General features: G+C 42.4%; 12 protein-coding genes. 8 read left to right on the top strand and 4 right to left on the bottom strand.

Annotated features, from left to right (window positions below):
* The first annotated feature begins 31 nt into the window (after positions 1 to 31).
* On the top strand, positions 32 to 253 hold the full coding sequence (locus tag PQO05_RS04100; RefSeq protein ID WP_273631384.1) for a YdeI/OmpD-associated family protein: 222 nt from the start codon (positions 32 to 34) through the stop codon (positions 251 to 253).
* Positions 254 to 469: 216 nt separating this feature from the next.
* Positions 470 to 3,601: an AsmA family protein gene (locus tag PQO05_RS04095; RefSeq protein WP_273631383.1), complete on the top strand. Its 3,132-nt coding sequence runs from the start codon at positions 470 to 472 to the stop codon at positions 3,599 to 3,601.
* 90 nt (positions 3,602 to 3,691) lie between these two features.
* Here the strand turns inward: PQO05_RS04095 and PQO05_RS04090 are convergent, their stop codons facing one another.
* Complete coding sequence (locus tag PQO05_RS04090) at positions 3,692 to 5,611, bottom strand: sensor histidine kinase (RefSeq protein WP_273631382.1); 1,920 nt, start codon at positions 5,609 to 5,611, stop codon at positions 3,692 to 3,694.
* Positions 5,612 to 5,817: 206 nt separating this feature from the next.
* On the opposite strand from PQO05_RS04090, the gene PQO05_RS04085 reads away from it, so the two are divergent.
* Together PQO05_RS04085 and PQO05_RS04080 are read left to right on the top strand one after the other, a co-directional pair.
* Positions 5,818 to 6,321 (top strand): DinB family protein, encoded by a 504-nt coding sequence (locus tag PQO05_RS04085; protein WP_273631381.1) that lies wholly within the window; start codon positions 5,818 to 5,820, stop codon positions 6,319 to 6,321.
* Positions 6,322 to 6,641: 320 nt separating this feature from the next.
* Positions 6,642 to 8,999, top strand: coding sequence for a S9 family peptidase (locus PQO05_RS04080; protein ID WP_273631380.1), 2,358 nt, complete (start codon positions 6,642 to 6,644; stop codon positions 8,997 to 8,999).
* A gap of 129 nt (positions 9,000 to 9,128) precedes the next feature.
* Here PQO05_RS04080 and PQO05_RS04075 read toward each other — a convergent pair whose 3' ends face one another.
* Positions 9,129 to 9,788, bottom strand: coding sequence for a DUF5683 domain-containing protein (locus PQO05_RS04075; protein WP_273631379.1), 660 nt, complete (start codon positions 9,786 to 9,788; stop codon positions 9,129 to 9,131).
* Between the two features lie 210 nt (positions 9,789 to 9,998).
* On the opposite strand from PQO05_RS04075, the gene PQO05_RS04070 reads away from it, so the two are divergent.
* Both PQO05_RS04070 and PQO05_RS04065 read left to right on the top strand, forming a co-directional pair.
* Complete coding sequence (locus PQO05_RS04070; protein WP_273631378.1) at positions 9,999 to 10,478, top strand: FUSC family protein; 480 nt, start codon at positions 9,999 to 10,001, stop codon at positions 10,476 to 10,478.
* Positions 10,479 to 10,570: 92 nt separating this feature from the next.
* Complete coding sequence (locus PQO05_RS04065) at positions 10,571 to 11,365, top strand: SDR family NAD(P)-dependent oxidoreductase (RefSeq protein WP_273631377.1); 795 nt, start codon at positions 10,571 to 10,573, stop codon at positions 11,363 to 11,365.
* Positions 11,366 to 11,590: 225 nt separating this feature from the next.
* Here PQO05_RS04065 and PQO05_RS04060 read toward each other — a convergent pair whose 3' ends face one another.
* Positions 11,591 to 12,568, bottom strand: coding sequence for an alpha/beta fold hydrolase (locus PQO05_RS04060; RefSeq protein WP_273631376.1), 978 nt, complete (start codon positions 12,566 to 12,568; stop codon positions 11,591 to 11,593).
* Positions 12,569 to 12,657: 89 nt separating this feature from the next.
* Between PQO05_RS04060 and PQO05_RS04055 the strand changes: the two genes are divergently transcribed.
* Together PQO05_RS04055 and PQO05_RS04050 are read left to right on the top strand one after the other, a co-directional pair.
* Positions 12,658 to 13,542: a LysR family transcriptional regulator gene (locus tag PQO05_RS04055; RefSeq protein ID WP_273631375.1), complete on the top strand. Its 885-nt coding sequence runs from the start codon at positions 12,658 to 12,660 to the stop codon at positions 13,540 to 13,542.
* Positions 13,543 to 13,599: 57 nt separating this feature from the next.
* On the top strand, positions 13,600 to 14,280 hold the full coding sequence (locus PQO05_RS04050) for a GNAT family N-acetyltransferase (RefSeq protein ID WP_273631374.1): 681 nt from the start codon (positions 13,600 to 13,602) through the stop codon (positions 14,278 to 14,280).
* A gap of 165 nt (positions 14,281 to 14,445) precedes the next feature.
* Here the strand turns inward: PQO05_RS04050 and PQO05_RS04045 are convergent, their stop codons facing one another.
* Entirely contained in the window at positions 14,446 to 15,633 is a 1,188-nt protein-coding gene (locus PQO05_RS04045) for a C1 family peptidase (RefSeq protein WP_273631373.1), read from the bottom strand.
* Positions 15,634 to 15,787 lie beyond the last annotated feature (154 nt).

Raw genomic sequence — 15,787 nt, 5'->3', positions numbered from 1 at the left:
TTATATATTCAAATATTCATTTACACTCCCAATGCTAAAAAAAGGCGAACATATTGAAGGCACACCTGCCGAGTTACAGGTTTTACTGGATCAGGACCCCGAGGCTAACGAGTTTTTCGAAAGCCTGTCTAAATCATACAAACAGGGCTATTGCGATTGGGTAGGTTCGGCCAAGCAAGAAGAAACCCGCAAAGTACGCGCAGATAAGGCCATGATTATGCTGCGCAATAAACAAAAAACATTGAAAACCTAAATAGTGGTTTACTTTTAAGTATAAGTGCTAACCAGAAACAGAAACACAATTTCCGTGAAACTCAATTGGCTATCCAATTAAAATAATTGACAACCCCTTTTTATAGCTTTGGTTAATTAGCTTTATATCGATAACAGATTGATAAAGTGTGCTGTAGAAATTAGTAATTTTGCCATGCAGAATTAGTTTTTTGCCGAACCACCTTAATATCAATTTATGGCCGCAGCTGTTAAAAAGACTTTGCTAAAAACGCTTAAAATAAGCGGAATAGTTTTAGTGAGCCTTATCATCCTTATATTCTTACTCCCTACACTTTTCCCGCAAACAGTTACTAAGAAAATACAGGGTTGGGCCAATGCCAACATTAATGGTAACGTTACTTTTACCAGTACCGGGCTATCTTTCTTCAAACGTTTTCCCTCACTTACACTCACTTTATACAATGTTGATCTGAAAGGCAGTGCGCCTTTTCAAAATCAAACATTGGTAGCTGCTAAAGAAGTTTCACTGGGTATCGATCTGTCCTCATTATTTGAAAGTAAGATTAACATTGATAAAATTTATCTGGCTGATGCCTTCATCAATATTCAGGTTGATAGCAGCGGTAAAGCCAATTACAATATCTACAAAACAACCGAGCAAAAACAAAACACACCTGCCGATACCAGCGCGGCATCACTGGGCATTAAACAGATTTTGATTGAGAAAAGTCACCTGGTTTATAACGACCAATCACTGCCGATGAAGATCAACGCCAGCGGTGTATATTATTTAGGCAGCGGCGATTTAAGCAAAGATATTTTCGATCTGCGCACCCATACCGAAATCCAGTCGGTCGATTTTTATTATGGCAACAAGCCTTACATCATCGGCAAAAAGGTAAACGCCGACCTGCTCACCAAGATCAACACTAAATCACTGGCCTTTATTTTCCAGAAAAATGATCTGCATATTAACCAGTTGCCGGTACAGTTTATCGGCAAATTTGAGTTCCTGAAAGATGGCTATAATATGGATTTCAAGATTGACACGCACGATGCCAACCTGAATGATATGTTTACCGCACTGCCTGCCGAGTACCAGAAAATGCTGGCACAAACTTCGGTACAAGGTATAGGCAACATGCAGGTAGAACTCAATGGCAAGTACATCGCCAAAGATAAAATTGCCCCCAACCTAAGCATGAACTTTAAGGTGCGGAATGGTACTGTGGCCAACCCCAAAGCCCCATCGCCAATTAAAAACCTCTACCTTAATTTCCAGACCAAGGTACCGGGCTTAAACCCCGATAGTTTATATGTAAATGTTGATTCGATTTACTTCAACATCGATAAAGATTATTTCAGTTCGATCATCCGGGTAAAAGGTATCAAGGAGCCCGAGATCTACGCCAAAATAAACACCGAAATAGACCTCGAGAAGTGGGACAAAGCGTTCGGCGTAAAACCCATCGATGTAAAAGGCCGCTACACATTGCATTTATTGGCTGAGGGTAAATACGCTAAAGGTATACAGATAACCAAAGGCATCAGGAAAACAAAGGTTGATTCGGTTATTACCAGCATCCCTAAATTTACGGTTACGTCCACCTTCCGCAACGGATACTTTAAATATGCATCGCAGCCCGAAGCTTTAAGCAATATCAATTTTGATCTGGATGCCAGTTGCCCCGATAATAACTACAAGCATACTACACTCAAAATGGAAAACATCAATGCTACGTTGCTTGATAACTATATCAAAGGTTATTTCAGGATGGCCAACGCTGCCGATTTCCCGATTGATGCGCAGCTGAAAACCAAGTTCCACCTGGCCGATGTGAAGAAGTTTTACCCGATCGATAGCCTCGGCGTAAGTCTGAAAGGTGACCTGGATGCCGATATTACCAGCAAGGGTAATTATGTACCGGCTAAAAAGCAGTTCCCTAAAACGGTGGCTAACTTTCAACTGGCTAATGGCTCTATCCAAACCAAATACTATCCTCACCCTATCGAAAAGGTGAATGTAAATACCAACGTTATTAATACTACGGGTACGGTGGCAGGTACCAAGGTGATTATTAAACCTATCTCTTTCGAATTTGAGGGCGAACCTTTTATGCTGAAGGCAAGCCTGCAAAATTTTAACAACCTCGAGTATAACGTTTACTCAAAAGGCATTATCAACGTAGGCAATATTTATAAGGTATTTGCTATAAAAGGATACAGTGTAAATGGTACCGTTGCAGCCAATGTATCTTTAAAAGGTAAGCAAAGCGATGCGCTGGCGGGTCGATACGATCAGCTCTCGAACAAAGGAACTTTGCGCGTTAACAACATTGCGCTTACGTCTGAGTTGTTTCCTAAACCATTTATGATTAGCAAAGGTGTGTTCAGCTTTAACCAGGATAAGTTGCAGTTTGATGAGTTTACTGCCAAATACGGCAAATCGCAGATTGTGCTGAATGGTGCAGTATCAAACATTATCGATTATGCCCTTAAACCCAATGGTGTTTTAAAAGGCGACTTTAACTTTACCAGTAACCTCATTATTGCTGATGATTTTATGGCCTTCGCTCCTGCCCCTGGCGAAACTAAAACCAGCGGACCAAGCGGTGTAATTATGGTGCCTAAAAACCTGAACCTTAATTTTACTGCCGATGTAAAAACGGTAAAATATAATGGTCTGGTTATTAAAGATGCCAAAGGCCAGTTGGCTATTAACAACGGTAGCATTAACTTTAAACAAACCGGCTTTAATTTAATTGGCGCACCTGTAAGTATGGATGGTAGTTATGCTGCGGTCAGCCCACAAAAGGCTTACTTCAGCTATCATATCAACGCGCAAGACTTCGACATTAAGAAAGCTTATAACCAAATCAAACTATTCCATGATATGGCCACTGCTGCTGGTAGTGCCGAAGGTTTGGTATCGTTAGATTATAAATTAAGCGGTAGGCTTAACAACAATATGCAGCCGGTTTATCCTTCGCTTAAAGGCGGAGGCGTGCTATCGGCCAAACAGCTAAAAATGAAAGGCTTTAAGTTGTTTAACGCGATGGGCAAATCTACCGGTAAAGATAGCCTCACCAACAACCCTGATGTAAGCAAGGTTGAACTGAAAACTACAATCGCCAATAACATTATCACTATCGAACGCACCAAAATGCGCATGGCAGGTTTCCGCGCCAGGTTTGAAGGCCAGGTTGGCTTAGATAAATCGCTGAACCTTAAATTCAGGTTAGGTTTACCGCCATTGGGTATTATCGGCATCCCGATGAATATTACCGGCACACAGGATAAACCTAAAATTAAATTAGGCAACGGCAAAAAAGAAGACGAGTTGCAGGGGACAGCTGATGACAATTAATATCGAACACAGAATATCCAATATTGAATAATGAAGGAAAACTTCGATGTTGGATATTCAAAATTCATTATTCGGTATTACTCCTCTTGCTTATACGTCCAAAGCTTTACTACCTACCTCTGCAACAGGCAATGTAAAGTAAAAAGTACTGCCCTCGCCCGGTTCAGATCGAACACCAATATCGCCTCCATTCAGCTCGGCTAACTGGCGGCAAAGCAGCAAGCCTATGCCGGTACCTTTTTCGCCTTTGGTACCGGGTTTGGTAAAATGGGTTTGGGTAGAGAATAATTTGGAAGCTTCTTCGGCAGTCATACCACGTCCATTATCTTTTACATTGATCATTAAGCGGCTACCCCGTTTCTCTGCCGATAAGGTAATTTTACCATCCGGTTCAGTGAATTTAATGGCATTATTAATCAGGTTGCGTAGTATCGTTTTTACATGATTGGCATCGGCTAACACCGCCTGTCCTTCCTGGATCTCGATGTTCAGGCTAATGTTCTTCTGCGCCAGAGGGTGTTTAAATATCTGCCCGGTTTCTTCGGCAATGGCCTGTAGGTCTACTATCGTGGTTGTTTTTTGGTTACCCTGCAATTGGCTGCCTGCCCACTCAACCAGGTTCGATAAAGTTAGCTCTGCACCTTCTATTGCGGGCGACATATCCTTCATCAGCACCTGCACCTCTTCGGATGTAAAATAGCCCTGCTCAAACAGGTCCATCGTGTTACGTACATTGGCCAATGGCGATTTAAGGTCATGGCCGATAACGGCCAGTAACCTGTCTTTCAACTGATTTAACTCATCCAGGTTGCGCGACTGATTTTCGATCACATCGTTCTTGGCAACAACCTCCATATTTTGCACCTGCAACTGTTTAGAGAACTGTTTTTTCTGTTGATAAAAACGATATAAAATATACAAGGCTACCACAAGCACCAAAACAGTAATACCCAGGTTAATAATAGTTTCGCGCTGCGATTTAATCAGCACCCGGTTATTCTCCATCAGCTCCATATCGTGCAGCTTATTATTCAGTGAAAAATAATCCTGAATCAGCTGCACACTATTTTGCTTGTCGACACGGTTAAGGCTATCCTGTAACTGGATATATTTTTGCTGGTACAGTAAGGCGTTATCCTTATCGCCCATGGCCCCATAAGTACGGTATAACCAACGGGTAGCAAACGAATAAACATCCATTACACCCAGGCTATCTGCCAGCGCGGCTGCAATTTTTGCATTCTTAATAGCTTCAGGGTATTTTTTTTGATTATAGGCAATAGCTGTGCGCCCAACCCATACGGTAGATCTTAAGCGTTTATTGTTACTTTTAATACTTAACTGGTAGGCTGTATCGCAATACAACCTGGCCGTATCAAATTCTTTTTTATCTATGTACACACTGTACATACGGCCATATAAAATGGCTATTTCGCCAACATTGTGCAGGGTTCTGCTAATGGCTATTGCTGTATGAATATCCGCCAGGGCTTTGTCGGGCTGTTCGAGCCTTAAATAGGCAAATGAACGTTCGTTTAGTGCCCGCTCCCGTTCTTTCATCATGCTACCAGCTTCTTTTAAAGCCAGGTTAATATAGGTGAGGCCCTGCTGGTATTTCTTCAGGTCTACATAATCACGGCCAATACTGCGGTAGCAATCAGACCGCCATTCGTGGTTATTTTTATCAAAAGTACGTAAGGCAGCATTAAGGTAAAATAGGCTGATGGGGTAATAGGATTGTGCCCAATAAGTAATACCCATGTTTAAAAAACTTTGCGCTATACCGTCCTGGTAATTGTATTGTTTAGAAAGCAGCAGTGCGTTTTGGGCCATATCACGGGCTTTGCCGGGGTTAGCCAAATAGCTTAACCTCGCTGCCTTATTAATGCTGTCGATAGTTTTTTGCGGCGAAACGTAGTTGCCTGACTTAGACTTGTTTTTGGCATTTAACTGTATTACAAACACACTTTGCCACAAAAACAGTACAAAAATCAGCCAATACTTCTTCATCAATCGCGGGGGAACAATTCTATAACAATAATAACGATAAACCCCAACAAACAAAACCGCTGCATTACAAATACAGGTTGTAACACAATATATTTACGTTAAAAAATCACCTCCTTTATGAGTTTGTCATAGTCAATTCAATAAATCAATAAACTTAAATATATTGATTTATTAGCTTTAACATTGCGGCCATAAAAAACATCGCAATGGAAACTGATTTCACAGCACAAATTATAAAACAGGTTATTACCGCCTGGGCTGCAAACAGCAAGGTTATAAGCAACTTTTTCAGCAAGTATGAAGATGCTTATTATTTGAACGAAGTAGCACCGGGACGCAACAGGGCCATTTATTTACTGGGGCATTTAATTGCATCTAATGATAGCATGCTACCTATGTTTGATTTAGGCGAACCCCTTTATCCCGAATTGGTAACAACCTTTCTGAGAACACCAGACAAGACAGAGCCAGATACCTTAACCATTGCTGAACTAAAGCAACGCTGGGAAACGCTAAACACTACGCTTGCCGCACATTTCGACAAAATGCAAACACAAGACTGGATGAGCAGGCACACCCGGGTTTCGGAAGAAGACTTTGCACTGGAACCTACGCGTAATAAATTAAACGTTCTGATTGGTCGTACCAATCATCAGCAATACCACTATGGTCAGCTCACTTTATTAACTCAAAAAGTAGCGGTTGCATAATTCGCCGTTTCAGGCGTCCGCGCTTGAAACAAATCTTTAAGGGAGCGTCCATGCTCCAGACAGAAATTATATTTATCATTTTAACAGGAGCGTGGACGCTCCTGTTAAAATGATAGATTAAGCGTGGACGCTTAATCTGGCGGTAGGTAGCTTAATCTGGCGGTAAACGTAAAACGTCCCGCGTATAACGTACAACCTCTTGTAACAACTTTATAAAATACCACTCCCGCTTTCGGCCAGTTCGCCATAATATATTTATAATTGAAAAACGTTAATTTGCATAGCCTCATTAGCTTTTAAACAGATTGAACTTTTCAACGATGAATAAATTTTTATTGGCTGCCCTCTCATCGGCAGTAGTATTAACGGCACATGCCCAGCAGGGAGCCCCGTTAACGGCCGCAGACTATGCGCGTGCCGAAAGCATGCTTACTTACAACACCGAACCTTTGGTTAACAACGGCCCGGTGCGCCCTAACTGGTTGCCCGGCGATAAATTCTGGTACCGCAATTTAACCACACAAGGCAGCGAATTTATATTAATAAACCCGGCAAATGGCAGCCGCACTGCAGCATTTGATCAACAAAAACTGGCCGACGCATTATCGGCAGCAAGTGGTAAAAAATATACAGCTAACCTGCTGCCATTCCAAACCGTTACTTACGCGGCAGACGGGAAATCATTTGTTTTTACAGCAAATGGCAAGCAATGGAAATATGATACACAAAGCGGCACAGTTACCGCAGATAGCTCAAAACTGGCAAACGCAGGCGGTGGCCGTAGCGGCAGAGGCAAAACGCCTGAATCATTATCTCCCGATGGAAAGAAAGCAGCCTTTATTAAAGATTATAACCTTTGGGTACGCGATATAGTCACCAACAAACAAACGCAATTAACTACAGATGGTATTAAAAACTTCGGTTACGCTACTGATAATGCGGGCTGGCAATCAAGCGATGCGGCGATACTGTTATGGTCGCCGGATTCTAAGAAGATTGCCACTTTTAAACAAGATGAGCGTAACGTTGGCGACATGTATTTGGTGACTACTAACGTAGGCCACCCAACCCTTAAAGCATGGAAATATCCGCTACCGGGCGATAAAGAAATTGCCACCATTAAACGTGTTATTATTAATGTTGATGAGCCGAAGGTAATTGAGTTACAGGTTCCGGCCGATCCGCATAGAAGTACTTTGAGCGATGATATTTCGAGCGGCGGTGTTTTAAACGATGTGGATTGGAATACCGATGCCACACAACTGGCTTTTGTATCAACCTCACGCGATCATAAGCAGGAGAAAGTCCGCATTGCCGATGCTGCAACCGGTGCAGTGCGCGAAGTGTTCGAAGAAACCGTGTCCACACAGTTTGAATCTGGCCAGGGTGGTGTTAACTGGCGTTACCTGGCCAAAAGCAATGAAATTATCTGGTATTCTGAACGCGACAACTGGGGGCACCTGTATTTATACGATGCCAAAACCGGCAAGCTTAAAAACCAGATCACCAAAGGCGATTGGATGATTACCAAACTACTTAAAGTTGATGAGAAAAAACGCGAAGTATACTTTTTGGCAGACGGCCGCGAGGCTGTAAACCCATATTTTACCCAGCTTTGCAAAGCGAGCTTTGATGGTAAAAAAATTACAACCTTAACCCCTGAAGAAGGTAATCACCAGGTTACCTTATCACCATCAGGTAATTATTTTGTTGATAGCTACTCTAAACCGGATGTACCTGCGGTTAGCGTATTGCGCACCATTGACGGCAAATTGATCAGCACTTTAGAAAAGCAAGACATTAGCCGCCTGGTAGCCACTGGCTGGAAACCGGTTATGCCTTTCAGCATTAAAGCGCACGACGGCAAGACCGATCTTTACGGCTTAATGTTTACGCCAACACACCTCGATCCAAATAAGAAATACCCGGTTATCGACTATATATATCCCGGTCCGCAAGGCGGTAGCGTGGGTAGCTGGTCGTTTGCATCAGCACGCGGCGATAACCAGGCTTTGGCCGAATTAGGTTTTGTGGTTGTGGTATTAGAAGGCACAAGCAACCCATGGCGCTCAAAAGCATTCCACGATATGAGCTATGGTAACATGGCCGAAAATACGATCCCGGACCAAATCACCGGTATTAAACAACTGGCCGCTAAATATGGCTATATGGATACCACACGTGTGGGTATCTGGGGCCATTCGGGTGGTGGTTTTGCTACCGCTACTGCCATGTTTCGCTACCCTGATTTTTTTAAGGTTGGTATCTCAGAATCGGGCAACCACGATAACCGTAACTACGAGGACGATTGGGGCGAACGTTATGATGGCCTGCTGATTAACAATGCCGATGGTGTATCAAACTACGAAGCACAAGCCAACCAGAACTACGCTAAAAACCTGAAAGGTAAACTGATGCTGGCCCACGGTTTAATGGATAATAACGTGCCTCCGCAAAACACCTTATTGGTAGCCGAAGCACTGGAAAAAGCCAACAAAAGCTTCGACCTGGTAATATTCCCTAACAGCCCGCATGGTTACGGCACCTACGGCCCGTATATGATGCGCCGTCGCTGGGATTATTTTGTGAAAAACCTGATGGGTGTTGAGCCTCCTTATGATTACCTGCTGAAAACCAAACCCGATCCGCGGAATGGTGAAGAGCAGCGAGGCAGATAAATTAAAACACAAGGCGACACAAAGTATTGTGCCGCTACGGAAATATTAACAAGAAAGGGGTGATCAATAATCACCCCTTTCTTGTTTTCCTCTGTAGAGACACAATACCTTGTGTCTCTAATTTGTCTTTCAAAAACCCATACTTAACTTCAACGCAGGCACCGGGTAAGGCGTAGTATTTACTGCGTACATAGGTTGTGATATTACATCGGTACCAAGCCTGAAACTTAGGTTATTATCAACTGAATAAGAATGAATAAACTTAGCGCTGATATAGGCATCGATACAATTAAGCCCCCAAACACCGATGATACCGAATATGCTGATCTGCACGTTACGATTGCTGTTACTGGCGTATTGAAAAAAATCGTTAGCCGAGGCTGAATTACCTTTAAAAACAGGATTACCCTTTTTACCATCTCTGCGGGCAAAAGCCTCGTTCACGTATAAATTATAGTCGTTGTTGTTTACCACTATCGCCCTGCCCAACAATGCGAAACCTGCGTATATTAAGGGCACTTTCCAGTATTGCTTGTTGTAGATCTGCCCCCATCCCGGAATAATGGCCGACCTTACCCATGCCTTGCGTGGGTTATGGTCTGCATTTGGATGATCAATCTCATTAACCCCATTCTTCAGGATAAATATTTGGGATGATGCCGAATCGCCAATTGCAGTATTACTATTTGTGGGTTTAACAGGATGGGCAGGCTTTTGGGCAGGCGTATTTAACCAGGATAGGGCAAAGCAGCTTAGTAGCAATAAATGTTTACAATTAACTGTAAACATTGTATTTAATTGGGTTCTTAAAAACATTTAACAGAATGCATGATGAGAAATAGGTTGCACTAAAGCTTATTAACGGGTAATAAGGGGTATTCTATATGTATCCGTCAAAATATATCGCAAGTTGTTGTTTTGTTATTCTGCCATTGCCAACTATCAAACAAAACAATTTCCATTAACTTTATAACGTAGCATTAATTAAAACAGCAGGCATTGGCTTTTAAATACAACAACTTACTACGCTATATTATTAAATGCTTAATAGGCACTGCCATTGGTTTTTATTTATACCGGCTATTTCCCACGTTGGGTGCATGGTGCCTAATCTCCATTATACTGGTTCTGGCGCCTGACGAAAAAGATGCCATGAATTTGGCCACTAACCGCATCATAGCCAATTTAATAGGCGCAGCCATTGGGCTAACGCTATTTTATATTCACCCCATTAACTTATTCATGATTTGCCTGGGCATTACGATAGCAATAGTGGCCTGCGAACTGTTAAAATTACAAACGGCCACCCGCTCGGCCGGTGTTGCCTTGTTAATTATAACCATGCATCAGCCCGGCCAATATTTTTGGGATGTGGCTTTAGAACGGGCTGGTGGTGTGCTTTGTGGTTGTATTATCGGGATGATTATTACTTACGTATTCCATATCTCCCTGCTTAGATCAAAAATGACAAATAAGTAAAGCTTATTGTCAGTTCAATTACATGTTTTATTATTCTCCAAACTATAATTAGCCCGATGGTTTAGTTTAGTATCAATCAAAACATTATTACTATGGATTTACAATTGAAAAATAAAACTGTCCTTATAAGCGGTTCTACTGCAGGCATAGGCTTTGCCACTGCCAAACAGTTTGCTGCCGAAGGCGCTACTGTAATAATTAACGGCCGCACCAGCCAGCGTGTTGATGCCGCCGTTAAACAAATTATTGAAGAAACCGGCAACACAGCAGTTACCGGTGTAGTGGCCGATTTCAGCAAACCCAAAGAAATAGCCAGCCTGATTGCTCAGGTGCCCGAGGTTGATATTTTAATTAATAATGTAGCCATATTTGAGCCCAAGGCTTTTAGTGATATACCTGATGAAGACTGGCTAAGGTTTTACGAGATCAACGTGCTAAGCGGCATCCGTTTATCGCGTGCCTATTTCGATAAAATGCTGAAAAAAAACTGGGGCAGAATTATTTTTATCTCGAGCGAATCGGCCGTCCAGATCCCCGAAGAAATGATCCATTACGGCATGACCAAAACTGCCCAGATAGCCATTGCCCGCGGCCTGGCCGAACTGACCAAAGGCACCAATGTAACCGTAAATTCGGTACTGCCCGGCCCTACCCTATCCGAAGGTGTTGGTGGTTTTATAGACAATCTTGCCAAAGATCAGCAGAAAACCAAAAAACAGGTTGAGGATGATTTCTTTAAAACCGTGCGCCCAACATCACTCATCCAACGTTTTTTAAGTACTGATGAAGTAGCTAATATGGTAGTATATTTATCGAGCCCATTAGCATCAGCAACTAATGGCGCGGCTATCCGTGCAGAGGGTGGCTTGTTGAAGGGAGCGGTTTAAGAGAGAGTCAAGAAACAACTTACTTACCCCTCAACCGTCATTGAAATACATTTATACTTTGTCATCTCGACGATAGGAGAGATCTTCTACAGTCTGCTTATCTGCCGCAGAAGATTTCTCCTATCGTCGAAATGACAAGCGTTTTTAATAAATTCGAAGTTGAATATTTCGAGAGAACAATGGTGGTCCCGTTTCCTGACTCTCGATTCTTGATTCTCTTTTCCCTTATCTCGGCAGTTTCGCCAAAAAACTCAATATATCCTGCCCAATTTCATTCACATGGGTTTCTAAAGCGAAGTGGCCGGTATCATAAAATTTAACGGTTGCATTTGGATCATCTTTTTTGTAGCCTTCGGCACCGGCAGGTAAAAAGAATGGATCTTTATTGCCCCAAACAGCCAGTATCGGCGGCTTGCGATCGCGGAAATAAGCCTGGAATTTAGGATACAAAGCCACATTGGTTCTGTAATCCAGCATTAGGTCTAATTGGATTTCCACATTACCCGGGCGGTCTAAAAAGTGTTGATCCATGGTATAACTTTCGGGGGCAATCAGCGAGGTATCTGCCACACCGTGGAAGTATTGAAACTTAGTCATGTGCTCCAACACAAATTCCCTCAAAGCATCCCTGTTTTCTTTTGATTGATCTTTCCAATATTTCTGCATCCCACTCCAGGCATCGCTCAGGCCTTCTTCATAAGCATTACCATTTTGAGAGATGATGCCGGTAATTTTTTCGGGATTAGCCAAAGCCAAACGATAACCGGTAGGTGCTCCATAATCGAAAACATAGATGGCAAAACGTTTCAAGCCAAGCTCATCAATAAAGCCTTGCATAGTGTGCGCCAGGTTATCAAATGTATATTGAAATTGTGTATGATCGGGGGCATCGGTATAACCGTACCCCGGCAGGTCGGGAGCTATTACATGATACTGTTTACTTAAAATAGGGATCAAATTTCTAAACATGTGCGACGATGTTGGATAGCCGTGCAGTAATAAAACTGTGGGCGCATCTTTAGGCCCGGCTTCCCTGTAAAACACATTTAACCCGTTTACCTTAAGGTTACGATAGTGAACTTGATTGGTTTCCATGATTTGAGTTTTTGATTGTAATGATTGATGTGATTGCGCATGCGACATACTGGTAATTAACCCAATAGCTACCACCATGCTTAATCTTAATTGTTTTATCGTTTTCATTTATTCTATTTGTACAGATCAAAATTAATGTTGATATTTGATTATAAAAAATGATTAATAAAGATACAATAAATCATTTTTAGTGATTTATGAATACCAACGATTTTAAAATATTTGAAGCTGTAGCAGCAAATGGAAGTTTCACCAAAGCGGCAGAGGCGATGTTCACCGTACAATCAAACGTAACGGCGCGCATTAAAAACCTGGAAGAAGAATTTGGTGCCGAGCTGTTTACCCGTACCTCGCGCAAAGTAACGCTAACCTCGGCCGGCGAAACCTTAATGCAGTACTGCAAGCAGGTAAGCCACCTGATTGATGAAGCCAAGAAAGAAATTAAAAATGCCGACCAGGTTGTGGGCCACGTTAAAATTGGTTGCATTGATACCACCATGGCGTTGAGGGTGCCTCATATTTTAAACCGATTTGGAGAGCTTTACCCCGATATTGAACTGGAGTTTAAATCGGCCATGCGCCACGAATTGCTTAATGATGTATTGAATTATAAACTGGATGCTGCCTTTATATCTGCACCGGTTGTTAACCCCGAACTGGAATCGATACATGTTAAAGAAGAGCAACTGGTGATCTTAACTTCGGCCCAAACACCTAAACTGACCGATGTGCTAAAGCACGACCCGGTAAAAATTGTGGTGTTTGATCAGGGTTGTGTATTCAGGGCAAGGCTCGAATCGTGGCTGGGATCAAAAGGGATTACGCAGTATAAACGCACGATATTGAACTCGATAGAAGGTATTATCAATTTTGTAGAAGCAGGGCAAGGCATCAGCATTTTACCTGCCGAAATAATCAGTGAATACTACGCCGGCCGTAAGCTCAACACCTTTACTATTACCAAAGAACTGGGAATTATGAATGTAATGCTGGTGTACCGCAAAAACATCCCGCAATCACGGGCAGTTAAAGCATTTATTGATATGTATCAAAATACAGCCGAGGCAACTGCCATCATTTAACCGTCAAGATTAAATCAGTCCTTAATCGCCATACTTATAATTTGTTTATTTGTGGTGATGAACCACGTACTCGATAATCCTTTATATAACGCTCTGCTAAGCGGCAATAAACATTTTGCCAGCGGCACAGATGATGTAAAATATTTCCCTAAAGAAGTTTCACCTTTTGCCGGCACACGCGATTTTAATCCAACGTTAATAACTGCTTTATATGACCTGCTTCCAAATGGGCGCGTAGTAGTTTTCATCACGGCCCAACAATCGGACAGCCTTTCGCCGTGGGAAGTTGTTCATCAATCGGCAGTGTATCAGATGATGGGCGATCAGGTTGCGGTCTCCGATAATAGCCATAACGAAATTGTACCCCTAACCGTTGCCGATGTACCGCAAATGCTGAGCCTTACTAAACTCACCAACCCCGGTCCGTTCGAAGAGCGCACCATTGAGTTCGGTGATTACTTTGGTATTTTTAATGATGGACAATTAGTTGCCATGGCCGGCCAGCGCCTGCATGTTGGTGATTACATGGAAGTAAGCGCCGTTTGCACCCACCCTGACCACTTAGGTAAGGGCTATGCCCGCGCCCTGATATTACATACCATTAAGCAAATTGTAGCGTTGGGCAAAACCCCGTTTTTACATGTGCGCACCGATAACACCCGTGCTATTGAGGTTTATAAAAGCATGGGCTTTACTATAAGGCAGCAGTTGTGTGTGAATGTGTTGCTGAAAAAGTAATTCCCCCATCGTCATGCTGAACTTGTTTCAGCACCCCACATGCTAAGTAGGCGGATGCATGATTTTAGACCTGTCCTATGGGGTGCCGAAACAAGTTCGACATGACGTGAAGTAACAAAAAAGCCCGGCAGATTCTCTGCCGGGCTTTCATATATCAGGTCAATGTTATATCCCTGTCTTCTTAATAATATCTGCAGGTAAAGCTTTTTTGTTTAGCAACAAAGCGGTGGTTTTGTAACGTACAAATGCTTTAGTGACATACAGGTATCCTTTGTAATCGTTAGTTACGCCCCATGAGTTTTTAACGATGTAGTACTCTTTGCCGTTTTGGTCTTTAGCTAAACCTACAATGTGCATACCGTGGTCATCGGTGGTACTGTAATCATCAAATGCTTTTTGGCGAACTTCTGGTGTAATGGTCATTTCCGGTTTAGGGCCGTCAAACATTTCTTTTTTCTGCTCTGCGGTCATTACCTCGTAAGGCACCTCGGGTACATAAGCCACGCCATTTACCCAGCTAAAGCTTTTCTCACTTACATCTGTAGCCCAGGCTACGGTGTAACCGTTTTTCAGTGCGTTATCAATTACGGTGGTAACATCATCCAGTTGCAGGTTATAAACCTGGTCGTACGACCAGTTATCAGGAACCAGCAGCGTAAACTTTTTGTAATAAGGATGATCTGTGAATGATGAAAACTCAACGTAATCATCCGGGTTTAAACCTACTACCTGCTGTGCAAAAGTTTGCGGGGTGTATTTTTTACCGTTGTACTCAAAGCTCTCTGGCACTTTACCTAAATAGCTATCCAGTGTTGAGGTATAAGCAGCAAGCCAGTTTGGCGAAAGCTTACCGTTAGGGTTTTGCACTACGGCTTTTAATAAACCTTCTGTCATAGCGCCCATTTCGCCTAGTTTGTTAATGTTAGTACCGTAATTTAAGCCGGTGTATTGCTCGTAAGGCACTGCGCCATATTTGCGGTACATGTTAATTACGTCGTGCAGTTCGCCGCCATCACCTAATGAAAGCGAGCCGTGCATGCGCACATAGTTAATACCTTTTTCTACATAAGCACAACGGGCGGTATATAACTCAGACAGGTTAACCGGCTTTTTACCGGCCTTAATCATTTCAGACTCCAGGAATGAAGTGGTTGAGTAACTCCAGCAGGTACCAGATGATCCCTGGTTTTTAATCGAAGTATTTTCGATATTAATAACTTCAGTAAATTTAAATTTCTCTTTACTTGTAGCAGTTTGGTTATTTTTTAAAGAATTAACCAGGTTATCCTGCGCAAACACACCAATCGAGGCCAGGGCTAAACCGGTAGTAAAAATCAGATGTTTATAGTTCATTTATTAGGGATATAATTAGTTACACTGCTGCAGAGCCCCATAGCAAAGGGCTCGAAAGAGCAAATTAACTAAAAAGCAACGAAATTAAAGAATTAGATTTTGTAACGATTTGATGGGGGAAGAAATCAATTTTGTAAATTAATTTTTGATGAAT

The organism is Mucilaginibacter jinjuensis, assembly GCF_028596025.1.
GTDB classification, from domain to species: Bacteria; Bacteroidota; Bacteroidia; order Sphingobacteriales; family Sphingobacteriaceae; genus Mucilaginibacter; species Mucilaginibacter jinjuensis.
This window is presented reverse-complemented; position numbering and strand designations above follow the sequence as displayed.